The 23,210-nt window shown below is 68.5% G+C and carries 29 protein-coding genes and 1 pseudogene; 8 read left to right on the top strand and 22 right to left on the bottom strand.

Annotated elements, in window-relative coordinates:
* Positions 1–107: 107 nt before the first annotated feature.
* From rpsD to infA, 5 genes are all read right to left on the bottom strand, one after another.
* Positions 108–713 carry a 30S ribosomal protein S4 gene (gene rpsD / locus H9L22_RS02045; RefSeq protein WP_187721394.1) on the bottom strand — a complete coding sequence of 202 codons (606 nt, stop codon included), beginning with the start codon at positions 711–713 and terminating at the stop codon, positions 108–110.
* A gap of 31 nt (positions 714–744) precedes the next feature.
* Positions 745–1,152, bottom strand: coding sequence for a 30S ribosomal protein S11 (rpsK, locus tag H9L22_RS02040; protein ID WP_187721393.1), 408 nt, complete (start codon positions 1,150–1,152; stop codon positions 745–747).
* 46 nt (positions 1,153–1,198) lie between these two features.
* Complete coding sequence (rpsM, locus tag H9L22_RS02035) at positions 1,199–1,573, bottom strand: 30S ribosomal protein S13 (protein WP_187721392.1); 375 nt, start codon at positions 1,571–1,573, stop codon at positions 1,199–1,201.
* Positions 1,574–1,822: 249 nt separating this feature from the next.
* Positions 1,823–1,936: a 50S ribosomal protein L36 gene (rpmJ, locus tag H9L22_RS02030; protein ID WP_002514836.1), complete on the bottom strand. Its 114-nt coding sequence runs from the start codon at positions 1,934–1,936 to the stop codon at positions 1,823–1,825.
* A 211-nt stretch (positions 1,937–2,147) separates the two neighbouring features.
* Complete coding sequence (gene infA / locus H9L22_RS02025) at positions 2,148–2,369, bottom strand: translation initiation factor IF-1 (RefSeq protein ID WP_068749455.1); 222 nt, start codon at positions 2,367–2,369, stop codon at positions 2,148–2,150.
* Between the two features lie 107 nt (positions 2,370–2,476).
* Between infA and H9L22_RS02020 the strand changes: the two genes are divergently transcribed.
* Positions 2,477–2,758, top strand: coding sequence for a YciI family protein (locus H9L22_RS02020; RefSeq protein ID WP_187721391.1), 282 nt, complete (start codon positions 2,477–2,479; stop codon positions 2,756–2,758).
* 39 nt (positions 2,759–2,797) lie between these two features.
* On the opposite strand, the gene H9L22_RS02015 is transcribed toward H9L22_RS02020, so the two are convergent.
* On the bottom strand, positions 2,798–4,789 hold the full coding sequence (locus H9L22_RS02015) for a GH36-type glycosyl hydrolase domain-containing protein (RefSeq protein WP_187721390.1): 1,992 nt from the start codon (positions 4,787–4,789) through the stop codon (positions 2,798–2,800).
* A 478-nt stretch (positions 4,790–5,267) separates the two neighbouring features.
* Entirely contained in the window at positions 5,268–5,969 is a 702-nt protein-coding gene (locus tag H9L22_RS02010; RefSeq protein ID WP_187721389.1) for a hypothetical protein, read from the bottom strand.
* 102 nt (positions 5,970–6,071) lie between these two features.
* On the opposite strand from H9L22_RS02010, the gene H9L22_RS02005 reads away from it, so the two are divergent.
* The 7 genes from H9L22_RS02005 (at position 6,072) to H9L22_RS01980 (ending at position 13,677) form a co-directional block, all read left to right on the top strand.
* Complete coding sequence (locus H9L22_RS02005; RefSeq protein ID WP_187721388.1) at positions 6,072–7,079, top strand: LacI family DNA-binding transcriptional regulator; 1,008 nt, start codon at positions 6,072–6,074, stop codon at positions 7,077–7,079.
* Positions 7,080–7,240: 161 nt separating this feature from the next.
* Positions 7,241–8,488: an extracellular solute-binding protein gene (locus H9L22_RS02000; protein WP_226966065.1), complete on the top strand. Its 1,248-nt coding sequence runs from the start codon at positions 7,241–7,243 to the stop codon at positions 8,486–8,488.
* 46 nt (positions 8,489–8,534) lie between these two features.
* A complete protein-coding gene (locus tag H9L22_RS01995) occupies positions 8,535–9,485 on the top strand; it encodes a carbohydrate ABC transporter permease (protein WP_187721387.1) in 951 nt (316 codons plus the stop codon).
* A 3-nt stretch (positions 9,486–9,488) separates the two neighbouring features.
* Positions 9,489–10,319: a carbohydrate ABC transporter permease gene (locus tag H9L22_RS01990; protein ID WP_187721386.1), complete on the top strand. Its 831-nt coding sequence runs from the start codon at positions 9,489–9,491 to the stop codon at positions 10,317–10,319.
* A 22-nt stretch (positions 10,320–10,341) separates the two neighbouring features.
* The gene (locus tag H9L22_RS18370) at positions 10,342–11,013 is read left to right on the top strand and encodes a DUF3131 domain-containing protein (protein ID WP_226966064.1); all 672 of its coding nucleotides are present in this window, start codon (positions 10,342–10,344) and stop codon (positions 11,011–11,013) included.
* A 101-nt stretch (positions 11,014–11,114) separates the two neighbouring features.
* The gene (locus tag H9L22_RS18365; protein ID WP_226966062.1) at positions 11,115–11,852 is read left to right on the top strand and encodes a glucoamylase family protein; all 738 of its coding nucleotides are present in this window, start codon (positions 11,115–11,117) and stop codon (positions 11,850–11,852) included.
* A 10-nt stretch (positions 11,853–11,862) separates the two neighbouring features.
* On the top strand, positions 11,863–13,677 hold the full coding sequence (locus tag H9L22_RS01980) for a glycoside hydrolase family 3 protein (RefSeq protein WP_187721385.1): 1,815 nt from the start codon (positions 11,863–11,865) through the stop codon (positions 13,675–13,677).
* On the opposite strand, the gene H9L22_RS01975 is transcribed toward H9L22_RS01980, so the two are convergent.
* The 15 genes and pseudogenes from H9L22_RS01975 to rplX form a co-directional block, all read right to left on the bottom strand.
* Positions 13,674–14,585 carry a neutral zinc metallopeptidase gene (locus H9L22_RS01975; protein ID WP_187721384.1) on the bottom strand — a complete coding sequence of 304 codons (912 nt, stop codon included), beginning with the start codon at positions 14,583–14,585 and terminating at the stop codon, positions 13,674–13,676. The two genes, H9L22_RS01980 and H9L22_RS01975, sit on opposite strands and share 4 nt — an antisense overlap.
* 285 nt (positions 14,586–14,870) lie before the next feature.
* Entirely contained in the window at positions 14,871–16,037 is a 1,167-nt protein-coding gene (locus H9L22_RS01970; RefSeq protein ID WP_187721383.1) for a neutral zinc metallopeptidase, read from the bottom strand.
* 14 nt (positions 16,038–16,051) lie between these two features.
* The gene (locus tag H9L22_RS01965) at positions 16,052–16,411 is read right to left on the bottom strand and encodes a DUF1707 SHOCT-like domain-containing protein (protein WP_187721382.1); all 360 of its coding nucleotides are present in this window, start codon (positions 16,409–16,411) and stop codon (positions 16,052–16,054) included.
* Between the two features lie 36 nt (positions 16,412–16,447).
* A complete protein-coding gene (map, locus tag H9L22_RS01960; RefSeq protein ID WP_226966061.1) occupies positions 16,448–17,269 on the bottom strand; it encodes a type I methionyl aminopeptidase in 822 nt (273 codons plus the stop codon).
* Positions 17,266–17,841 (bottom strand): adenylate kinase, encoded by a 576-nt coding sequence (locus H9L22_RS01955; protein WP_187721381.1) that lies wholly within the window; start codon positions 17,839–17,841, stop codon positions 17,266–17,268. The genes map and H9L22_RS01955 overlap by 4 nt, the downstream gene beginning before the upstream one ends.
* Positions 17,838–19,154 (bottom strand): preprotein translocase subunit SecY, encoded by a 1,317-nt coding sequence (secY, locus tag H9L22_RS01950; RefSeq protein ID WP_187721380.1) that lies wholly within the window; start codon positions 19,152–19,154, stop codon positions 17,838–17,840. Before secY ends, H9L22_RS01955 begins: the two co-directional genes overlap by 4 nt.
* Before the next feature lie 174 nt (positions 19,155–19,328).
* Entirely contained in the window at positions 19,329–19,769 is a 441-nt protein-coding gene (gene rplO / locus H9L22_RS01945) for a 50S ribosomal protein L15 (protein WP_187721379.1), read from the bottom strand.
* Position 19,770: 1 nt separating this feature from the next.
* Positions 19,771–19,953, bottom strand: coding sequence for a 50S ribosomal protein L30 (gene rpmD / locus H9L22_RS01940; RefSeq protein ID WP_187721378.1), 183 nt, complete (start codon positions 19,951–19,953; stop codon positions 19,771–19,773).
* Complete coding sequence (rpsE, locus tag H9L22_RS01935) at positions 19,953–20,552, bottom strand: 30S ribosomal protein S5 (RefSeq protein ID WP_187721377.1); 600 nt, start codon at positions 20,550–20,552, stop codon at positions 19,953–19,955. Before rpsE ends, rpmD begins: the two co-directional genes overlap by 1 nt.
* Before the next feature lie 20 nt (positions 20,553–20,572).
* Complete coding sequence (gene rplR / locus H9L22_RS01930; protein WP_187721376.1) at positions 20,573–20,956, bottom strand: 50S ribosomal protein L18; 384 nt, start codon at positions 20,954–20,956, stop codon at positions 20,573–20,575.
* A pseudogene (gene rplF, locus H9L22_RS01925) lies at positions 20,956–21,497 on the bottom strand (50S ribosomal protein L6). Before rplF ends, rplR begins: the two are co-directional and overlap by 1 nt.
* Before the next feature lie 26 nt (positions 21,498–21,523).
* Positions 21,524–21,928: a 30S ribosomal protein S8 gene (gene rpsH / locus H9L22_RS01920; protein WP_187721375.1), complete on the bottom strand. Its 405-nt coding sequence runs from the start codon at positions 21,926–21,928 to the stop codon at positions 21,524–21,526.
* Between the two features lie 81 nt (positions 21,929–22,009).
* Positions 22,010–22,195, bottom strand: a complete 186-nt coding sequence (locus tag H9L22_RS01915) for a type Z 30S ribosomal protein S14 (RefSeq protein WP_187721374.1) — start codon at positions 22,193–22,195, stop codon at positions 22,010–22,012.
* 8 nt (positions 22,196–22,203) lie between these two features.
* A complete protein-coding gene (rplE, locus tag H9L22_RS01910) occupies positions 22,204–22,833 on the bottom strand; it encodes a 50S ribosomal protein L5 (RefSeq protein WP_187721373.1) in 630 nt (209 codons plus the stop codon).
* A complete protein-coding gene (gene rplX / locus H9L22_RS01905) occupies positions 22,833–23,210 on the bottom strand; it encodes a 50S ribosomal protein L24 (protein WP_187721372.1) in 378 nt (125 codons plus the stop codon). Before rplX ends, rplE begins: the two co-directional genes overlap by 1 nt.

Genomic DNA, 23,210 nt, shown 5'->3' with positions numbered 1-23,210 from the left:
CGGCGCCAACCGCTATTTGATGACGCGAATTTCAGGTGTGGCCACGATCGTGGCCTCAGGTGTCGAGGTGGCCCGGGTCGCCCCGGGCCACACACGACGGTGGAGAATCACTTCGAGTAGAGCTCGACGATCATCTGCTCGGCCACGTCGATCGCGATCTGCTCGCGGACGGGGAGCTGGTGCACGAGGATGCGCATCCGGTTGGGACGGGCCTCCAGCCACGCCGGAACGGCGCGCTCACCGTGGGTCTCGCGGGCGATGACGAACGGCGTCAGGTTCAGCGACTTCTCGGCGACGTCGATGATGTCGTGTGCACGCACCCGGTAGGACGGGATGTTGACGCGCTGGCCGTTCACGATGAAGTGGCCGTGGACGACGAGCTGACGGGCCTGACGGCGCGTGGCGGCGAAGCCGGCGCGGTAGACCACGTTGTCGAGGCGGGACTCGAGGATCTGGAGCAGACGGTCACCAGTCTTGCCAGGGTGACGGTCGGCTTCCTCGTAGTAGCGACGGAACTGCTTCTCGAGCACGCCGTACGCGTAGCGAGCCTTCTGCTTCTCCTTGAGCTGCAGCGAGTACTCGGAGTCCTTGGTGCGGCCGCGGCCGTGGACACCCGGGGGGTACGGGCGGCGCTCGAAGGCCTTGTCGTTGCCGACGAGGTCGGTCCCGAGGCGACGGGACTTCTTGGTCATGGGGCCTGTGTAACGGGCCATTGTTCTTGTCCTCTACTCTCTCAGGCCGATATCAGACGCGACGGCGCTTCGGCGGGCGGCAACCGTTGTGGGGCATGGGGGTCACGTCGGAGATTGCTCCGACCTCCAGGCCGACGGCGCCCAGCGAACGGATCGCGGTCTCACGGCCGGAGCCGGGGCCCTTGACGAACACGTCAACGCGCTTCATCCCGTGCTCCATGGCACGGCGACCAGCGGCCTCGGCGGCCATCTGAGCGGCGAACGGTGTCGACTTACGCGAGCCCTTGAAGCCGACGGTGCCGGCAGAGGCCCACGAGATCACAGCGCCCGTGGGGTCCGTGATCGAGATGATGGTGTTGTTGAAGGTGCTCTTGATGTGCGCCTGGCCGGCGAGCACATTCTTCTTCTCCTTGCGGCGCACCTTGGTCTTGGCGGCCGCCTTACGGCTTGCAGTAGCCATTAAGTGTTTCTCCTTGAGTCCTGTGAGAGGCGCTCACCCCGGGGGGTCAGCGTGCCTTCTTCTTGCCGGCGACGGCCTTCTTCTTGCCCTTGCGGGTACGGGCGTTCGTGCGGGTGCGCTGACCACGAACCGGGAGGCCTGCACGGTGACGGCGTCCCTGGTAGTTGCCGATCTCGACCTTGCGGCGGATGTCGGCGGCCACGGTACGACGGAGGTCACCCTCGATCTCGTACTGGGCTTCGATGTGGTCACGCAGCGCGACGAGCTGTTCGTCGGTCAGCTGGTGGACTCGCAGATCGCCGCTCACACCAGTGGCGGCGAGGGTCTCGGCGGCACGGGTCTTTCCGATGCCGAAGATGTAGGTGAGTGCGACCTCCAGGCGCTTTTCGCGCGGCAGGTCTACACCAACGAGGCGTGCCATCAGGCGGTACCTTTCTAAAGTTTCCGGTCCTGGCTCGTGGAGAGCCCGGTCATGGACCGCGAAGGTGTGTGGCGTGACGCGTCCCCGCCGCCTGTGGTGCAGTGCGCACCGACGGGGCCTTGGCCTTCGTCCAAGGGTGGAGATCCGGCGGACCGGATCCTTGCGATCACGTTGCTTCAGTTGTCGGCGGAGTGGGGACCAGACCCGTTCCGCGGTGCTCTACTCGCCTGAGGCCTCACGGCCCCAGGGTCAGCCCTGCCGCTGCTTGTGGCGAGGGTTGTCGCAGATCACCATCACACGACCGTGCCGGCGGATGACCTTGCACTTGTCGCAGATCTTCTTGACGCTCGGCTGAACCTTCATTCGAGCAACCTTTTCAATCGGCGACTGGGAGCGCGTGCGCGCCCAATCTTGTGGTGGATGAGCTCGGTCGAACCCGAGCGCACGTGAGCACGTCCGGGCATGGACGACCGACGCCCAACTCTACGCCACGGGGCTGGATGCCCCAAATCCGCCCCGGAAGCACAAAACGCGCCCAACCCGCGAGGGGTGGGCGCGTCGGGCTGGCCGCTGACTACTTGTGACGGTAGACGATGCGGCCACGGGTCAGGTCGTAGGGCGACAACTCCACGACGACACGGTCGGCGGGCAGGATGCGGATGTAGTGCTGGCGCATCTTGCCGCTGATGGTGGTCAGCACCTTGTGACCGTTCGCAAGCTCCACACGGAACATCGCGTTGGGCAGCGCCTCGACGACGGTGCCCTCAAGCTCGAGGGCTCCTTCTTTCTTCGCCATAAACTCTCATTCTTCTTGCTCCGGCCATGTGACCGAAGACACTCCGGTGGGCAATTTTACGCTTGGACAACGCTTAGTCCAAATACGCGAGGTTCTAGGGTGTCGTCATGACCTACTTCGCCGTCCAGTACCGCTACGTCGACGATCCCGTCGCCCTCGATCGCGAGCGGCCGCGACACCGTGCGTTCCTGAGCGCCCACTCCCCCGAGGCTGTGGTCGCGAGCGGCCCGCTCATCGGCGCAGACACTCCCGGCGCGCTCCTGATCCTGCGCGGCGAGACGAGGGAGAGCGTCGCCGCTCTGCTCGACACCGACCCCTTCTGGGTCGCCCACCTGATCCAGGAGCGCACCCTCACCGAGTGGAACCCGGTCATCGGGATCCTCGCCTAGGGCCGCAGCCTCAGCCGTTCAGAAGTCCCCTCGGGAACGTCACCGCGTGGTGACCCGGACCTCCCCCACCCGCCGCAGCGCCTCCGCCGGCAGCGCGACGCCGCCGGTGCGGTAGGGGTTCTCCAGCCTCCTGCCCTCAACGGGTTCCCCGTCGACCTCGACGGCGTCGACCCCGTGTCCGGCGGGACCGGGCACCAGCACCAGCCGCAGGGCCTGCCCCAACAGGGGCACCGTCGCGGTGGTCACGCCGGCTGCAGGGTCGAGGACGGGATCGAACTCGATCTCGCCACCCGCGTGGCGGACGCCGAGCATCCGTGTGACCAGGAGCTCCAGGAAGAGCCCCGGCCCCGAGGAGTAGACGCGCCAACCGCCCTCGAGCGGCACCCGCCCCGCCGCGACCTCGGCATAGCGCTCGGCCGCCTCGTACCGGTCCGAGAACGCCGCGTCCGAACTGGACGCGTACGTGTTGGCCTGCCGGGGCGCCGCCGTCGACACCTGTTCCCCGATGCCGATCGGGACGGCCTGCGCGAGTGCCCGCAGCAGACCGGGACCGTCGCCGTAGCGGGCGAGCGCCTCGGCGTAGCGCAGATGGGCATGCATGTACATGAGGCCGATCTCGCGCCCGAAGTAGCTGGCCGCCTCCGCCCGCTGGAAGATCTCCATGGGTCCGCCGCGGTAGCTCACGGGGCGGTCGAAGAGCCGCGCCCCGTCGGGCCCGGTCAGGTGCTCGCGGATGAGGTCCAGATGACGGCGCGCCTCGGCAGGCGTCAACAGGTCCCCCGCGATCGCGTGCACCATCGGCAGAAGCGAATACGTGAGCCCCGTGCGGTCGTCGCGCGGATGGATCAGCGGCGCGAACGCGCCCCCCTCCCCCTGGACGCCGTAGCCGGCGAGCACGCCGTCGACGAGCAGACACCGGCGGAGGTCCGCCGCGCCGGCGTGGGCGATGGCTGCCGCCCGCGTCGCCAGCTTCTCCTCTGCCTCCGTCACCCCGGTGGCGAGCGCCGCGAGGGCCTCCGTCTGCAGCACGACGGTCCAGGACGAGACCATGTCGCGGGCCAGTGCCGGATCGGCGGGCTGGAGCGAGTCGTTCCAGTCGCCGTGCCCGTAGGCCGGCAGCGCCGTGCCCGCGACGAACGTGGCCTCGATCGCGTCCAGCGCCCGGAGGACATGGTCGCGGACGCTTCCCGTCCCGCCGGAGACGCCATCGCCTGTGAACTCCACGTGCTCGTCGAGGATCGTCAGATCACCGCTGTCCATCAGGTACTGCCCGAGGGCCAGCAGCGGCCAGTAGACGACGTCGCCGTGTGAGTCGGCGACCACGTCGCGGCGCTGGGCGGGAAGGAAGTCGAAGGCCTGGGGCCAGTCGCCGCGCCCGTGCTGGGCACGGAAGATGATCAGCAGCAGTTGCCGCAGCGCCGGGTACTCCGCCCAGGCACGCAGCAGCCCGACCGGCCCCTGGGACACGTCTCGCGTCCCCCAGGCCCCGCCCGTGTGCTGCTCCAGGCCACGCGGCGACAGGTAGTGGACGAGGGCGTCATGCCCGAACCAGCCGGTCGCGGCGTCGATCCGCTCCACGAGGCGCCGGGGCCGCGCTTCACCGTCGGCGACGAGGGTGATCCGGTCGTGCACACGCGGCCACCCGCCGGGCTCGCCTGCGACCGGCGCCGGGTGCGGGCAGGTCAGCGCCAGCAGCCCGAGCTCCCAGTCCGCCGTCGGAGGGATCCGCAGCGTCAGGACAGGGGTGCGGCGGCTGGTGTGGTCGGTGAAGAGTTCGGCGTCGTCGCCGACGACGGCGCCGTCCGGGAGGGAGAGCTCGAGTCGCGCCTCTGGCATCGCCATCGCCGCCGAGGCCCCGGCAGGCGCCGAGACGGCCGCCCCTTCCTCGGTGACGGAGACCTCGCCCAACGCGCCCGGCGCGCCGACCCAGTCGAAGGCGAGCAGCGCCAGGGCAGGCACCGGCGCCCCCTGCACCACCTCGAAGGAGACCTCGATCCGCCCGTCGGCGGCCGACGGCGCCGTGGTGTGCACCCGGAGGATGCGGTCCCCGACGGCGTAGAGCCAGGTGGCGGAGTCGACCGCCGAGACCCAGGCCGAGGGGGTGCCGAGCAGCTGCCAGCCAGCGCCGAGGTCGACGGCGATCCGCGCGCCGTGGACACGCCCGATGCCGAGCGGTGTCTCCTTCGCGGCCAGGATCCGTCCGAGCGCGGCGTGCCCTGAGTCAGGTGCGAGCAGAAGCCACCGTCCATCCAGACGGTGCAGGTGACATCGGCCTCGTCGGGCACGAGGGAGAGGAGCGGGCGGAGGATCTGTCCGTGCGGCCGCAGCACCGCGCGCTGCTTCGCCGCGGTGACGATATGGGAGCCGGCTGCGTCGAACCAGCTGACGGGGGCGCCGTCGATCTCCTCGACGAGGAGCCGGGGCCCTGGCAGGAGCCGCTCCAGCTCGGCCGTGGTCAGCGCGCGACACGGCACGGGCGTCGCTTCACGGGCGACGACGCTGGTCCCGGTCACCTCCGGCTCGGCCTGCTCGACCCCCCGCGGCTCGAGCCCTTCCGCGTACCGCGCGTCGGCGGCGGAAGAGGACGCCGGGTGGTCGGCCTCCAGGACCACGAAGAACCCGCCCCGCCACGACTCCCCGGCTCCAGCCGGACCGGGGCGGTCTGCAGTGCGACCGCCGCATGCTCCCCCTGCAGCCGCGCCGAGGGCAGATCCCCGCGGAGGCCCGGCCACGGCGCCCCCTCGGGCAGCCCACGCCCCAGCAACTGCGCGGCGTCGGTCGCCCAGCCGAGCGTCGGCGTGTACGACCCGACGAGCGCCCAGGGTGCCGCCGGACCCGGCATGTTCTGCCGGACGGCGACACCGGTGCCGCGTCGTCCGAGGCCGACGGGGGTGAGGTCGAGGTACTGGCTCGGGTACAGCCGGTTGGCCTCCAGCACCGCCGGGTCCGACAGAGCCGGGTCGGTGACGTGCACCACGTCGATGTCGACGGCGTCCGTCCGCTCGCTGGTGACCACGAGTTCGATCGACCAGCCCTCCCTGTCCTGCAGCCCCCTCTCGGCCCAGGTCCACCGCAGCCCGGCGACCCTCCCGGCCCGGGCCGTCAGGGAATGGGGCTTCCAGCCGTCACGGTCACGTTCGCGGAGCCACAGCCCGGAGACCTTCTCCTCGAGTGGGCTCGCGGGGTGCAGGAATGTGGTGTGTTGGGACATGACCCGACTGTAAGCGCTTACTAGATGGACCGCAATGCGTTGACAGATATCGCAGGGGCTAACCTAGCGACGGGCACTGTCCACGACCCGGGAGGTGGCACCATGCCCCAGGCACAGCACAAGCGGCACACGATCTACGAGGTCGCGGCGGCCGCGGGCGTGTCCATCGCGACCGTCTCCCGCGTGATCAGCAGGCCCGAGGTCGTGGCCGCATCGACCCGCACCCGGGTGCTCGCCGCCATCGACGCCCTCAACTACGTCCCGGACGGAGCGGCCAGATCGCTGGCCGCCCGCCAGAACGAGGCGGTCGCCGTCGCCCTTCCCGAGCTGAACGGCCCCTACTACGCCGAACTCCTCAGCGGCTTCGAGTCCGCCGCCTCCGAGATCGGCGCCAGCATCGTGCTGACCCTGACCCGGGGCAAGCCCTCCGTGGACGCGGAACTGCGACGCCTGGCGGGGCGGGTCGACGCCCTCGCCATCCACAGCGGGACCGGGGTCAGCGCCGCCACACTGGAGTCACTGCACCGCAAGGTGCCGGTCGTGGTGGTCGCCGGCCCGCGCCACCCCCACATCACGACCCTGTCCACCGAGAACGTGGAGAGCGCCAGCAGGCTGACGGGCCACCTGATCGACACGCATCAGCGCAGGCAGCTGCTGTTCGTGGGAGACCCGACGGCGGCCGACGACATCGCCGGCCGCTACCTGGGCTTCCGCGCGGCGCACGCCAGCCGCGGCCTCACCGCACCGGAGCCGCTGCGCTGCGAAGCGGTCGAGGCCGAGGGCCGACGGGTGGCCGCGTTCCTGGCCGCGGGCGAACTCACGGCGGACGGGCTGGTCTGCGCCAATGACGAGCTGGCGCTGGCGCTGGTCCACGAGCTCAGCCGGTCCGGGCTCGACGTGCCGGGTCGGATCTCGGTGACAGGCTGGGACGACATGATGGCGGCCCGATATCTGACACCGGGACTCAGCACCGTCCGACAGCCCGTGCGCGACCTGGGCGAGCTGGTCGTCAACCACATCTCCCACCTCCTGGGACACCGGGAGGAACCCGTCGCTCCGCGCCGCCTTGCCACCTCCGTGATCCTGCGGCAGTCCTGCGGCTGCTCCTGAGGAGTTTCGCGGAACCCTTGCGCACCCCGACCTCCCCGTGTAGCGTCCTTTGTAAGCGCTTACGAAGGCGCGCCGACCGGTCAAGGCCCACTGTCGTCCCTCCGGACCATCACCCGTAGTGACGCCACCCCCAGGCCTGGACCAGAGCAATAGGAGGAACCATGCGACTCGGCATCAAGTTGATCGCTCTGGCGGCCGGGACCGCGCTCGCCCTGAGTGGATGTGGCCGCGACACGGGCACCACCCCGGGCGACACGCAGTCCACGACGGGCAAGGCCGTCGATACCGCCAATGCGACGGGCACGCTCGAGGTGTGGGCGATGGGCGCCGAAGGCGAGAAGCTGCCGGAGCTCGTCAAGGAGTTCACGGCGGCCAACCCCGGCATCACCGTCAATGTCACCCCCGTCCCCTGGGACTCGGCACACGACAAGTTCGTCAACTCCATCACCGCCGGCACCACGCCGGACGTGGCGATGGTCGGCACGACCTGGATGGGTGAGTTCGCCGGCATGGATGCCCTCGACCCCACGCCGGGCTCGATCGACTCCAGCGTCTTCTTCCCCGGCGCCCAGGACACCACCGTCGTCGACGGCACGTCGTACGGGGTCCCCTGGTACGTGGAGACCCGCATGGTCTACTACCGCACCGACATCGCTGAGGCGGCGGGCGTCACCGACGTCCCCACCGACCAGGAGGGCTTCAAGGCGATGGCCGCCTCCATGAAGGGACAGGACGGCGTGAGCTGGGGCATCAGCCTCCAGCCGGGCCGCACCGGGTCCTGGCAGACGGTCGTTCCGCTCGCCTGGTCCGCTGGCGCCGAGATCGCCGACGACAAGGGCTACACGTTCGACACCCCGGAGATGGCAGCCGCCGTCGACTACTACGGCTCGTACTTCACCGACGAGATCGCCAACCCGAACCCGCCGGAGGGTCAGACCGAGGCCGACTTCGTCGCCGGCACCGTTCCGATGTTCATCTCCGGTCCGTGGATGATGAGCCTAGTCGAGGATCTCGCGGCCGAGGAAGGCGATGACGCATTCGCCGACAAGTACGACGTCGCGCCGATCCCCACTGCCAACGGCGCCGAGTCCGCTTCGTTCATCGGAGGCTCCAACCTGGCGGTCTTCAAGAACACCAAGAGCCGTGACGCGGCCTGGACGCTGGTCGAGTGGCTCTCGCAGCCCGAGACCCAGGTCAAGTGGTACGCGCTGACGAGCGATCTTCCGTCCGTCTCGTCCGCCTGGGACGACGACTCGCTGAAGCAGGACGAGAAGCTGGCGAAGTTCGGCGTCGCCCTCGAGACGGCGAAGGTCCCCCGACGTTCCCGAGCTTCGAGCAGGTCATCGCGGCCTTCGACAACGAGATCGAGAAGGTGGCGAAGGAGGGTCGCGCCGGCGCCGAGGCCATGAAGGCCGTCCAGGCGCAGGCCGACTCGATCGGTACCGGGCAGTAGTCATGACGGCCCCGACTGCGCTCGCCCCGCAGCGGGGTTCGGCCGGCCGCTCCTCCGGCCGGGGCCGCTCCGGCGGCGCCCGGCTCGAGGAGCGGGCGGGATGGCTGCTCACGCTGCCGTTCCTGCTCCTGTTTCTGGTGTTCACCGCCTGGCCGGTGATCCAGTCGGTGTTCTTCGCGTTCACCGACATCCGTAACAAGGACCTCCGCACCCCGTTCGCGGTCGACTTCGTCTGGTTCGACCAGTTCGTCAAGGCGTTCGGCGACCCGATGTTCCAGCAGGCGGCCTTCAACACGGCCTACTTCGTCGTGGTTGGTGTCCCGCTGACCATCCTCGTGGCCCTGGCCGCCGCCCTCGCACTGAACAACGGGATCTCGCGGCTGCGAGCCGTGTTCCGGCTCGGCTTCTACACGCCGGTGATCACGTCGATCGTCGCCGTCGCCGTCGTCTGGCGGTTCCTGCTGCACCCCGACTCCGGCCTCGTCAACACCGTCCTCGGCTGGGTCGGCATCGACGGGCCGAACTGGCTCGGGTCGACGACGTGGGCCATGCCCTCGCTCATCGCCATGGCCGTCTGGCGCAACTTCGGCACCGGGATGATCATCTTCCTCGCCGGGCTGCAGTCGGTGCCGACCCAGCTGCTGGAGGCCTCCGCGATCGACGGCGCCAACGCCTGGCAGCGCTTCCGGTTCGTGGTGCTTCCGATCCTGCGGCCCACGATGCTGTTCGTCACGGTGACGACCACCATCGGCTACCTGCAGTTCTTCGAGGAACCGTTCGTGATGACGAAGGGCGGCCCGCTGAACACGACCGTCTCGGCATCGATGTTCACGTATCAGCAGTTCAGTTTCGGCAACTACGGCTACGCGGCGGCGCTCAGCTACCTGATCTTCCTCGTCATCGCGATCGTCACAGCGCTGCAGTTCCGCTTCCTGTCCGGCAAGGAGGACTGAGGCATGTTCGCAGACAACAGCTTCCGCCGCCGCTGGTGGCTCTACCTGCTGCTCACCATCGCCCTGCTGGTCGTCGTCACCCCGTTCGTGTGGATGGCGCTGGGCTCCTTCAAGAGCAGCGCCGAACTGCGGCGCGTGCCGCCCACCTGGTTGCCGGAGTCCCCGACGCTGGACAACTTCGTCCAGCTGTTCTCACGACTGTCCTTCGGCACCTACTTCGCCAACTCGACCATCGTCGCCGTCACCGTGACCGCAGGCAATCTGCTCTTCTGCTCGGCCGTCGGCTACGCGTTGGCGATGCTCAACTTCCGCGGCAAGAAGGTCATCTTCGCCCTCATCCTGGCCACCCTGATGATCCCCGGCGTCGTCACCTTCGTCCCGCTCTTCGTGCTGGTCGCCAACATGGGCCTGGCCAACACGCTGCCGGGGCTGATCCTGCCGTTCCTGGTGGGGCCCTTCGGCGTGTTCCTCATGCGGCAGTTCATCAGCGGCCTGCCCAAGGATCTGGTCGAGGCCGGGCGCATCGACGGCGCGGGCGAGCTGAAGATCTTCTTCCGCATCATCCTCCCGCTGCTGGGGCCGGCGATGGCCACCCTCGGGATCCTGACCTTCCTCGGCAGTTGGAACAACTTCCTGTGGCCGCTCGTCGTGGCCCAGACGAACGACTCCTACACGCTCCCCGTGGCTCTCGCGCTGTACTCCACGGGGCAGAACCAGACCGAGTACGGCCTCCTCATGGCGGGCGCCACCATCGTCGTGCTGCCCGTCCTCGTCGTCTTCCTTCTCTTCCAGAAGCGCTTCATCGAAGGAATCGCCACCACCGGGATCAAGTAACGAGACCTCAAGGAGGGCAGTCATGCCCCGCAACATCCGTCCCATCACCCGCAGAACCGTCCTGGCCGGCGGCCTCGGTGTCGCCGCCGCGGCGACGCTCCCCCGGTTCGCCGCCGCCGATCCCGCCACCCGGAGCACCCTGCTGCGGTGGGCCCGCGACACGTGGACGTCCATGGCCGCCATGGCCGATCCGAGAACGGGCCTGGTCACCGACAACATCGACGGCACGCTGACCACTGCGGCGCACTACACGTCGCCGACGAACATCGGCGGCTACCTGTGGAGCACCCTGGTGGCCCGCGACCTCGGGATCATCAACAACGGCGAGGCCAACAACCGCATCCGCACCACCCTGCGCACCCTGACCACCATGCGCCACCACGAGGCGGCGGGCATGTACTTCAACTGGTACGACCCGCGTGACGGAACCGCCCTCACCAGCTGGCCCGATGACGGCAACCCGGTCGAGCCGTTCGTCTCCTCCGTCGACGCCGCCTGGCTCGGCGCGGCGCTACTGGTCGTGCGCAACGGTTCGGGCGGGAACCGGAAGCTCGCCGGCGACCTGTTCGACGCGATGCGCTTCGACGTCTTCGCCGACCCGACGAACTCCAAGCCGTACCTCAACTACGGCGGCTACTACCTCGATGAGCCGACGCGGCTCCCGTCCCCGCCCCCACCGTCGCCCGTGACCTGATCGGCGAGGGCCGCAACGTCTGGTACACCCGCGACCACCACTACGACACGATCGTCTCCGAGACCCGCATCACCACCTATCTGGGCATCGCCAAGCAGCAGGTGCCGCCGGAGTCGTACTACCAGGCGTGGCGCACGTTCCCGCCGGACTGGGACTGGCAGGAGATCATCCCCGTCGGCGAGTGGCACACCTACCTCGGGGTCGACGTCTACGAGGGCGCCTACGACTACCTGGGGCACCGCACCGTCCCCGGGTGGGGAGGCTCCATGTTCGAGGAGCTGATGCCCAATGTGTTCGTGCCCGAGGAGATCTGGGCGCCGGACTCCTGGGGGAAGAACCACCCCCGCCACGTCGCCGTCCAGCGGCAGCATGGCCTCGACGCCTACGGCTACTGGGGCTTCTCCCCGGCCAGCCACCCGGCCGGCGGGTATTCCGAATGGGGCGTCGACGCGCTCGGGCTGAAGCCGGACGGCTACTTCTCCGACATCGAGCACACCGACCGGACCAGGGAGAACCCGGACCCGACCTACGGCGACGGGGTCGTCACGCCGCACGCTGCGTTCCTGGCCATGATGCACGACCGGGAGGCGGCGATCAGCAACCTGGTCGCCATCGAACGCGACTTCGACTCCTACGGTCCCGGCGGCTTCTACGACGCGATCGCGACCCGCTCAGGACAGGTGGCGAAGCGCTATCTTGCCCTCGATCAGGCCATGATCCTCGGCGCCCTCGGTAACGTTCTGACCGACGGCGGACTTCGCCGCTACTTCACGCAGGGCGAGGTGGCCAGGCATGTCCGCCCGGTGATCGCCCCCGAGGTGTTCGCCCCCACCGACTGAAGGAGAACCCGTGCTCCCCCGCATCACCACCCCCGACGGCGTCGTCTTCCGGGATCTGAACGGCAACGGCGTCCTCGATCCGTACGAGGATCCCCGGCTCGGGGTCGACGAACGCGTGGCCGATCTTCTCGGGCGCCTGTCGCTCGCGGAGAAGGTCGGCTGCATGTTCCAGACCGTGATCGAGTCAGGCCCCGAGGGGGCGCTGGTGGAGGGCGCGGGAGCCATCAGCAAGTCGGCGACCACCACGGTGGTCACCGGCAAGCTGATGAACCACTTCAACGTGCACCAGCTGGGCGACGCACGCAGCGCCGCCCGCTGGAACAACGCGCTGCAGGAACTCGCCGAGACCACCCCGCACGGCATCCCGGTGACCGTCTCCTCCGATCCCCGCCACTCCTTCGCCGAGAACGCGGGGGCCAGCTTCGCGGCGGGTGCCTTCTCGCAATGGCCCGAGATGCTCGGTCTCGCCGCACTGCGCGACCCCGACCTGGTGCGTCGCTTCGCCGACATCGCCCGGCAGGAGTACACCGCCGTCGGGCTCCGCGCCGCCCTGCACCCGACGCTCGACCTGGCCACCGAGCCGCGCTGGGCCCGGCAGGCCCAGACCTTCGGGCAGGATCCGGCCGTCGTCTCTGCGCTCGGCGTGGCCTACCTGGAGGGCATGCAGGGCCCGGCCCTCGGCCCAGGGAGCGTCGCGTGTACGGCGAAGCACTTCCCCGGCGGCGGCGCCGTCCGCGACGGCGAGGACTCCCATTTCCCGTACGGGGCGGAAGCCTCCTACCCCAGCGGCAGTGGGGAGGCACATCTTGAGCCGTTCCCGGCCGCGATCGCCGCAGGCGTCACCGCCGTGATGCCGTACTACTCCAAGCCGATCGGGCTGACCCTGCGCGGTATCGACGCCGCCGAGGTCGGCTTCGGCTACAACCGCCCCATCATCGGAGACCTGCTGCGGGGCGAGCTCGGCTTCACCGGCGTGGTGCTCTCGGACTGGGAGCTGATCAACGACAACCACGTCGGCGGCCAGGTCCTTCCCGCCCGCGCCTGGGGCGTGGAACACCTCGATCCGGCGGGTCGGCTCGAGGCCCTGTTGGCCGCCGGCTGCGACCAGTTCGGCGGTGAGGAGTGCGTGGACCTGCTCATCGACCTGGTCGGATCGGGCCGGGTCGCCGAGTCCCGTATCGACGACTCCGTGCGGCGGATCCTGGACGTCAAGTTCCGGCTCGGCCTGTTCGACGATCCGTTCGTGGACGAGGACGCCGCGTCCGCAGTCGTCGGGGCCGCGGAGTTCGTGGCGGAGGGACACCGGGCACAGGCCGCCTCCGTCACCGTCCTCACCGGCCGCGACCGGCTGCCGCTCGGCGGCACGCAGCGCGTCTACGTCGAGGGGATCGCCCCCGACGCAGCCGCGCGCCTCGGGACGGTGGTGGCCGATCCGGCGGACGCGACGCTGGCGGTGGTCCGGCTCCAGGCTCCGTGGGAGCACCGCGACGACCTGTTCCTCGAGTCCTGGTTCCACCAGGGATCGCTCGCCTTTCCGCCGGGCCTGCGCTGGCGACTGGCCCGCATCGCCGAGGCCTGCCCGCTCATCGTCGACGTCTTCCTCGACCGGCCCGCGGTCCTGAGCGACCTGGTCGACGTGGCCGACGTGCTGGTGGCCGACTTCGGCACCAACGACCATGCCCTCGTCGACGCCCTCACCGGTGTCGTGGAGCCCGTCGGCGTGCTGCCCTTCGACCTTCCCCGGTCGATGGACGACGTGCGCGCGCACCCGGAGGACCGCCCCGGCTTCGACGATCCGTTGTTCGCGGCCGGGTGGCGCTGCTAGTCGACCTCGTCGCCGGAGACGGTCCACGTGTTGCAGTTGCCCAGGCTCGTCGAGTACAGCCCCCGGAGCCCCCAGTAGGCGAGCGAATCCTTGGATCCGTGGATGCCGTCCTCGATCACGGCCCGCAGGTACGGCTCGATCGACCCGAACAGCTCGGGGGTCATCTCATACGACGTGTCCTGGCCGATCATCGCGTAGCCGAAGCAGCTGGCCTGCAGCTCGAGTCGCCGGGCCGACTCGTTGCCGCCGTCGATCTCCCACTCGGCCTGGAACATTCCGGCCTGTGCCTGCAGGTGGTGACCGTACTCGTGGCCCGCCATGTCCTTGACCCCGAGCTCCTGCCACGAGGCGCCGTCGAGGGTCTCCTCACCGAAGTAGATCGCTCCGCCCTGGACCGAGCAGTACAGGGCCGGGGCCTCGACCCAGCCGCACGGAGTGTCGACACCCGAGCCGGAGTAGAGGTAGACGGGGATGTCGGCGGTGCTGAATCCGAGGCTCGCCAGCGCGGGTTCCCACGCGGCCTGGATGCAGGCCATTTGGGCGGTTGCGAGCCGTTCGAGGTCGTCCATGGATCCGGCGAGCTCCGGGGCCGGGCAGCCCTCGAGGGTCGGCACGTCGACCCCGTACAGCGGGGACTGCTGCAGGATCATCCAGCTCGGGTCCGACGAGTCGGGCGCCGGCAGTTCCGGCCACTGCGCAGGCGGTAGGCCGGGCTTCAGCCCCGCGGGTGTCTGTGGCTCAGGGGCCGGATCAGGATCCGGCTCGGGGACGGGGGTCGGCTCCACCGGGGGCTCCGTCACGACGGGGACCACGGGGGTCCGAGAGCCGAGGAACTCCAGGGTGCCGGAGAGGAACGACGCCCCGGCGATGACGACGATCGCGCCGACGACGATCAGCAACAGCGTCATCCCGGCACCGCTCCGGCTCTTGGGGGAGGTGGGGGCGGGTAGGCCGGCTGCTGCCACTGCGGCTGAGGCTGATACTTCCCCGAGGCGTGGGGCGGCGGCAGCGATGACCGGGACCACTGGGCAGGCGGCGGGGCCTGCTGGGGCCACTGCCCCCGCTGGGGCCACTGTCCCTGTTGGGGCCACTGCCCCTGTTGCGTCCACTGCCCCTGTTGGGGCCACTGCCCCTGCGGCGGGGGCCAGGCCCCTGCCGTGGCGGCTGCTGCCACGGGCCCTGCGGCGTCGTGCTCACTCGACCATGCCCTCCTCGACTCCCCAGGTGTTGCAGTCCCCCACCGTAGTCGCGTAGAGGCCACGGCTGCCCCAGTAGACCAGCGAGGCCCGTCGACCGTGGGTCGTATCCTCCAGCATCGAGGCGAGGCGCTGGTTCCAGCTGTCGAAGTCGTCGCCGTCGAACTCGAAGGAGCGGTTGTTGTAGGTCATCATCGCCGACCAGCAGGTGGCCTGCAGTTCGGCGCGGCGCTCGGCGAGCGATCCGCCAGGGCCGTCGAGCTTGGCCGCCGTGATCCCGGACAGGTTCTGCAGATGGTGGCCGTACTCGTGGTTGACCATCTCGTTGACCGCCAGATCCCAGCCGCCGGCCATCTCGAGATGTTCCCCGCCGAAGTACGCCGTACCGGTTCCCTCCGCGCAGTAGAACGCCGGGGCCTCGACGTAGCCGCACTCGCTCTTGGAGCCCGCACCGGGGTAGAACTGCACCTCCGGCTCGGCCGTCGGCCAGCCCAACTGCTCGAAGATGGGAACCCACGCCGCGTGGACGCAGGACCACTGGGCCCTGACCGCCTCCCGCCAGGCTTCCTCGCCGCGCAGGAGGCCGGGCTGTGGGCAGCCGGTGATGGTGGGTGGCGGCACATGCGTCAGCGGACCCCCGATGTCCGCGTAGGGTCCCGCCGCGTCGGGCACGGCGAGCGGGGCCCAGGCCTGGGCGGGCAGCACCCACCGGCGAGGGGCCGGGTCGATGCTCACGGTGATGCCCGGTAGCGGGGCCGGCGGAGGAACCTCCGGCGTGGCCGGAGTCGTCGACGCGGTGGCTGTCCCGCTCGGAGGGGGGCTAGGGACGGGGGTGTCGGACCCGGTCGGCGTCGGGACGGGGGTCACGGCCGTCTCCGGGGCGGCCAGGAGCGTGACGACCACGATCACCAGCGCCACGACCACTGTCAGCGCAACCGCTGCGATCCCCACCCGCATCGAGAACGTCGGGCCCGGCTCCGGCGGAGCCGGTTGCCAGGCGAGGCGGCTGTGGGGGTCCGGGGGCCCCACGGCCGTGGGGGGGTCTACGACGGCCCGGGCCGCCATGGGCGTGTAGCTCCACTGGCCGGGGACCATCGGCGGTGGGGCGGCCGGTCGGATCGGCTGCTCTCCCTCCGGCGCAGAGGACTCGCCCGCGGTCGTCATCGTTCGCGGACGGTTCAGAGGAGGATCGCGAGGAGGATCACCAGTGCGACCACGAGCGCACCGCCGGCCGCCAGCATCGTGTACGTGAGTTTCGCGACGCTCCGCGACCCACCGACCTCACCGGCGGGGAGGTTCGACTGACCGACGATGGCAGGCACGTTGGTGGCGGCCGCGGGGAGCTTCTCCATCACGGGAACCAGGTCGCCCAGGACCTTCGCCCCGTAGAGGGTGTCCATCGCCGCGGCGTACTCGTCATGGGTGATGCGGCCATCGCCGAAGGCGTCGTTGAGCCGGGTGGTGATGGAGGCACGCTCCGTCTCGTCCACGGGGTCACCGGGACGCTGGAGGTACTTGGAACTCGGGGGCAACGCCATGCGGACAAGCATAGGCCAGCCCCCAGCCAGCGGATCTCAGTCCGCGAGCGGCCCGAACAAGTCGCCGAGTTCGGTGGCGCCGCCGTCGGGTTCGGTGAGCACCCAGACCCCGTCCCCGGTCAGGGCGACGGTGTTCTCCCAATGGGCGCCACGGGAGCCGTCCCTGCTGACGACCGTCCAGTCGTCGTCGAGTTCGAGCGTGTGGTGCGTCCCGCGGGTGAGCATCGGCTCGATCGCCAGGGCCATGCCTGCACGCAGCCGGGGCGTCGGCCGCGGCCGGTACCAGTTCGGGACGTCGGGACTCATGTGCATCTCCGAGCCGATGCCGTGTCCCGTGTACTCCCGCAGGGTGCCGTAGGACACGGGGAGACGCTTCACGTAGCCGTCGATCGCCTTGGACACATCGCCCACGCGGCCGCCGTCACGCATCGCACGCGCCCCGGCCCACATGGCGGCGCGGGTGGCCTCGATGAGGGCCGCGTCCGCCGGGTCAGCCTCGCCCACGACGACGGTGCGGGCGGCGTCGCCGTGCCAGCCTTCGATGATCGCGCCGAAGTCGATGGAGACCAGGTCGCCGTCGTGCAGCACCCTGTCGCCGGGGATTCCGTGGACCAGTTCCTCGTTCACGGAGATGCAGGCGACGGCCGGGAACGGGGTGCCCCATTCGCCGCCGTAGCCGAGAAAGCTGGAGGTGGCGCCGCGGCGTTCGAGGACGGAGCGCCCGATGCGGTCGATCTCACCGGTGGTCACACCGACGGCGACCGCGTCGCACATCGCCTCGAGCCCCTCGGCGACGACGAGGCCCGCGCGGCGCATCAGCTTCAGCTCAGCCGCGGACTTGACCTCGATGTGGTTCACGGGGCTACGTGCGCCTCGACCTGGGAGAACATGCGCGCACGCACGTCGTCGACGCTGCCGGTGCCGTCCACGTCGACGAGGAGGCCCTTGTTCTCGTAGTGGAACAGCAGCGGCGCGGTCTGGCCGGCGTAGACCTCCATCCGGCGACGGATGGTGTCCTCGTTGTCGTCGGCGCGCCCCTCGATCTCGGCACGGGCGAGCAGCCGCCGCACCAGCGCCTCCGGCTCGACCATCAGGGAGACGACGGCGTCGAGACCCTCACCACGGTCGGCCAGGTAGCGGTCGAGGAAGTGGACCTGGTGCATCGTCCGGGGGAAGCCGTCGAGCAGGAAGCCCGGCTCGCAGTCCGGCTGCGCCAGCCTGTCGGCCACGATCTCCTCAGTGACGTCGTCGGGGACGTACTCGCCGGCGTCGAGGATCGATTTCACCTTGACGCCCAGCGGCGTCTGGTTCTTGATGTTGTGACGGAAGATGTCCCCGGTGGAAATGGCCGGAACACCGAAGCGCTCCGCCAGGGCTGTGGCCTGTGTACCTTTTCCTGCGCCGGGGGCGCCCATGATCAGAAGTCTCACTTGAGGAAACCTTCGTAGTTGCGCTGCTGCAGCTGGCTCTCGATCTTCTTCACTGTGTCAAGGCCGACGCCGACGATGATGAGGATCGACGTGCCGCCGAACGGGAAGTTCTGGGCGGCGCCCACCATGATGAACGCGAGCGTCGGGATGAGCGCGATGAAGGCCAGGTACAGCGAACCGGGTGCCGTCAGTCGCGACAGCACGTAGGCGAGGTAGCGCTCGGTGGGCTTTCCGGCCCGGATGCCCGGGATGAAGCCGCCGTACTTCTTCATGTTGTCGGACACTTCTTCAGGGTTGAAGGTGATCGACACGTAGAAGTAGCAGAACGCGATGATGAGGAAGAACTGCAGCGACACGTAGATCCAGGACGACTGCATCGCGGCGCCCGTGAAGTTGGCCGCGATCCACTCGGACACGGCGCCCTCCGGGCGGAAGGTGGCGTACAGCACCGGGAGGTACAGGATCGAGGAGGCGAAGATGACCGGGATGACGCCGGACTGGTTGACCTTCAGCGGAATGTAGGTGCTCGACCCGCCGACGAGGCGCCTGCCGACCATGCGCTTGGCGTACTGGACCTGGATGCGGCGCTGCCCCTGCTCGACCCAGATGATGCCGAGCATCGTCAGCAGCCCGACACCGATCACCGCGAAGAACAGGAACCAGCCCTGCGCGCCGGGGGTGGAGACCTTGATGGACCACAGGCCGGTCGGGAAGCTGGCCACGATCTGGGTGAAGATCATGATCGACATGCCGTTGCCGACGCCGCGTTCGGTGATGAGCTCGCCCATCCACATGATGACGGCGGTGCCCGCGGTCATGATCATGACCATGGTGATCAGCGGGAAGAGCTCGTCGCTGTAGAGGATGCCGGAGCAACCGGTGAGCAGCTGACCGGAGCGGGCGAGCGTCACGAACGCCGTGGCGTTCAGGACGGCGAGCACCAGCGTCAGGTACCGGGTGTACTCCGTGATCTTCGCCGTACCGGCGGCGCCCTCCTTCTTGAGGGCCTCCAGCTTCGGGATGACGACGGTCAGGAGCTGCAGGATGATCGACGACGTGATGTAGGGCATGATGCCCAACGCGAAGATGGTCAGCTGCAGCAGCGCGCCGCCGGAGAACAGGTTGATGATCGAGTAGATCCCAGCCTGCGGGCCCGAGGCCGCGCTGGTCAGACACTCATCGATTCGGGCCATGTTGACGTTCGGCGACGGCAGCGTCGACCCGAAGCGGAACACGGCAATGATGCCCAGCGTGAAGAGGAGCTTCCTGCGAAGGTCCGGTGTCTTCATCGCGTTTGCGAAGGCGGAGAGCATCCAAACTACTTTCGACAAGTGACATGGGGCGCAACCGTGCTGACAGCACGGCAACCACCGAAGCCTATCAAGGGGTGACCAAGGTCCAAAACTCCAGCGCCGTTGTGCGGGAGGAAAACCGCAGGGGCGGCCCGGATCTTTCCGGACCGCCCCTGCGGGTGGGTTGACCTGAGGTCAGAGTTCCTGGGCGGAACCGCCCGCGGCCTCGAGCTTCGCCTTGGCGGAGCCGGAGAACGCGTGGGCGCTCACCTTCAGGGCGACGGAGACGTCGCCCGTGCCGAGAACCTTCACGACGCTGCCGACGCGCACGGCGCCAGCCTCGACGAGCTCGGCGACGCCGATCTCGCCGCCCTGCGGGAACAGCTCAGCGAGCCGGCCCACGTTGACGACCTGGTACTCGACCCGGAACGGGTTCTTGAACCCCTTGAGCTTCGGGAGGCGCATCTGCAGAGGCATCTGCCCGCCCTCGAAGTTCAACGGAACATTCTTGCGCGCGCCAGTGCCCTTGGTGCCGCGACCAGCGGTCTTACCCTTCGAGCCCTCACCGCGGCCAACACGGGTCTTCTCCGTCTTGGCGCCAGGTGCGGGGCGCAGGTGGTGCAGCTTGAGAGCCACGTCACTTCACCTCTTCCACGGTAACCAGGTGGGCGACGGTGCGGATCATGCCCAACACCTCGGGCCGGTCGTCGCGCGTGACAGTGTCACCGATGCGCTTCAGACCGAGCGTACGCAGCGTGTCACGCTGGTACTGCTTGCCACCCACCCCGGACTTAGTCTGGGTGATCTTCAGCTGAGTCATCAGTTGGCCACCCCTTCCTTGGCAGCCCGCAGGAGCGCCGCGGGAGCGACGTCCTCGACCGGCAGACCGCGACGCTTGGCGACGGCCTCCGGGGTCTCGAGCTGCTTGAGCGCATCAACGGTGGCGTGAACCACGTTGATGGCGTTGGACGAACCGAGCGACTTGGAGAGCACATCGTGCACGCCGGCGCACTCGAGGACCGCACGGACCGAGCCGCCGGCGATGACGCCGGTACCCGGAGACGCGGGACGCAGGAGCACCACGCCGCCAGCCTTCTCACCCTGCACGGAGTGCGGGATGGAGCGCTGGATCATCGGCACGCGGAAGAAGTGCTTCTTGGCCTCTTCAACGCCCTTGGCGATCGCGGCCGGCACCTCCTTGGCCTTGCCGTAGCCGACACCGACCATGCCTTCGCCGTCACCGACGACGACCAGTGCGGTGAAGCTGAAGCGACGACCACCCTGATGGACCTTGGCAACGCGGTTGATGGTCACCACGCGCTCAAGGTACTTGCTTTCTTCCTTGGGAGCCTGGCCACGACGATCGTCACGGCCACGACGCTCACCCGCGCCGGAGCGGCGCTGCTGGGTTTCACTCATCGTGAATTCCTTTCGTCGTGTTAGAAGCCGAGCCCGGCCTCGCGGGCGGCGTCGGCCAGAGCCGCGAGCCGTCCGTGGTACTTGTTGCCTGCGCGGTCGAAGACGACCTGCTCGATGCCTGCGGACTTGGCCCGCTCAGCAATCAGTGTCCCGACCTTGCGGGCCTTCTCGGACTTGTCGCCCTCGATCCCACGGAGGTCAGCCTCCATGGTCGACGCCGATGCGAGGGTACGACCCTGCACATCGTCGATGACCTGGACGAAGAGGTGACGCGACGAACGCGTGACGACGAGCCTGGGACGGTCGGCGGAGCCGTTGATCCGCTTGCGGGCACGCAGCTGGCGGCGGGACCGCGAAGCGGTCTTCGGCGCCAGCGACTTGTTCTGCCTGATGGAGATGGCCATTACTTACCAGCCTTTCCAGCCTTGCGGCGGATCTGCTCGCCGGCGTACTTGACGCCCTTGCCCTTGTACGGTTCGGGCTTGCGGAGCTTGCGGATGTTCGCCGCGGTCTCGCCCACGAGCTGCTTGTCGATGCCCTTGACGCTGAAGCGGGTCGGGGCCTCGACGATGAACTCAATGCCCTCGGGCGCGTTGACGACAACGGGGTGCGAGAAGCCGAGCGCGAACTCGAGCTGCTGCGGGCCCTTGGCCATCACACGGTAACCGACACCGACGATTTCGAGCTTCTTCTCGTAGCCCTCGGTGACGCCCAGGATCATGTTGCTGACCAGCGTGCGGGTCAGGCCGTGGAGCGAGCGCGACTCGCGCTCGTCGTTGGGACGCGCGACCTCAAGCTGGCCAGCGTCGTTCTTATCAATGGTGATCGGCTGCGCAATGGTCAGCGTCAGCGAGCCCTTGGGCCCCTTGACGTCGACCTGGCGGCCGTCGAGCTTCACGTCGACACCGGCGGGGATGGCGATGGGAGCCTGCCAATTCGTGACATTATTTTTTCTCCTTACCTTCGCCGGGTCACCAGATGTAGGCGAGGACTTCGCCACCCACGGACTTGGCCTTGGCGTCGCGATCGGTCAACAGACCCTGCGACGTCGAGATGATGGCGATACCCAGGCCGCCAAGGACCTTGGGAAGCTCGTCCGCCTTGCGGTACACCCGAAGGCCGGGCTTGCTCACGCGCTTGAGCCCTGCGAGGGCCCGCTCACGGGAGTCGCCGTACTTGAGGGTGACCTTGAGCACCTTGCCGACCTGGCCTTCGACCTCGGTCAGCTCGTAGGCCGCGATGTAGCCGTTCTTCTTCAGGATCTCGGCGATGTTCACCTTGATCTTCGACGACGGCATGGACGTCGAATCCTGGTACGCCTGGTTGGCGTTACGCAGACGTGTCAGCATGTCTGCGATCGGATCAGTCATCGTCATGACTTTGTTGCCTCTTTCTCACACCGGTTTCCGGCCGGAGCCGGACCTGGTGTTAGTTGATGAATGTTCGTGGGGCTCGGATCACCAGGACGACTTGGTCACGCCGGGCAGTTCGCCGGCATGGGCCATTTCGCGCAGGCAGACACGGCAGAGACCAAACTTGCGGTAGACCGAGTGGGGTCGGCCGCACTTCTGGCAGCGGGTGTAGGCGCGCACACCGAACTTCGGCTTGCGGGCCTGCTTGACCTTGAGCGCTGTCTTTGCCATCTCTCAGCTCACTTCTTCTTCTTCTTGGCGTAGTACGCGGGACCGCGCTTCACCTTCTGCTTCTTGGGGTCGTCGACCGCCTTGAAGGGGAAGCCGAGGTGCTTGAGCAGGGCGCGACCCTCGTCGTCGTTCTCAGCCGAGGTGACGAAGGTGATGTCCATGCCGCGCACCCGGTCGATGCGGTCCTGGTCGATCTCGAGGAACATGACCTGCTCCGAGAGACCGAAGGTGTAGTTGCCCTTGCCGTCGAACTGGCTGCCGTTGAGGCCGCGGAAGTCACGGATACGGGGCAGCGCGAGCGTCAGCAGACGATCCGCGAACTCCCACATGCGGTCGCCACGCAGCGTGACGTGGCAGCCGATGGGCTGGCCCTCACGCAGCTTGAACTGGGCGATCGACTTGCGGGCCTTGGTCACGGACGGCTTCTGGCCGGTGATCGCGGTGAGGTCCTTGATGGCGCCCTCGATGATCTTCGAGTCACGCGCGGCCTCGCCGACACCCATGTTGACCACGATCTTGGTCAGGTTGGGGATCTGCATGACGTTGGCGTACGCGAACTCGTCCTGCAGCGCAGGAACGATCGTCTCGCGGTACTTCGCCTTGAGGCGGGGAAGGGTCCTGGTGGCAGTCTCGGTCATCAGATCTCCTTGCCGGTCTTGACGGCGATGCGCACCGAACGGGTCGTCTTGTACTCGGAGCCGTCGGGGCGACGCTTGGTGACCTCGACACGGTCGTGACGCACGCGCGTGACGACCTCCTTGCCGTCGACCTTGACCACGAGCTGCACGTTGCTCACGTGGATCGGGGCCTCGACGGTGATGATGCCACCCTCGATCTTGCGGCCGTTGGCCGTCTGCTGCTCGCGACGGTGCTTCTTGACCAGGTTGATGCCCTGGACGGTGACGGTCTGCTTCTCGACGTTGACGGCGATGACCTCGGCGGTCTTGCCGCGGTCGTCACGGTCACCGGCGATCACGCGGACGAGATCACCCTTCTTGATGGACATGCCTGCCAT

Origin of the sequence: Tessaracoccus defluvii (assembly GCF_014489575.1) — a bacterium.
Classification (GTDB): domain Bacteria; phylum Actinomycetota; class Actinomycetes; order Propionibacteriales; family Propionibacteriaceae; genus Arachnia; species Arachnia defluvii.
This window is presented reverse-complemented; position numbering and strand designations above follow the sequence as displayed.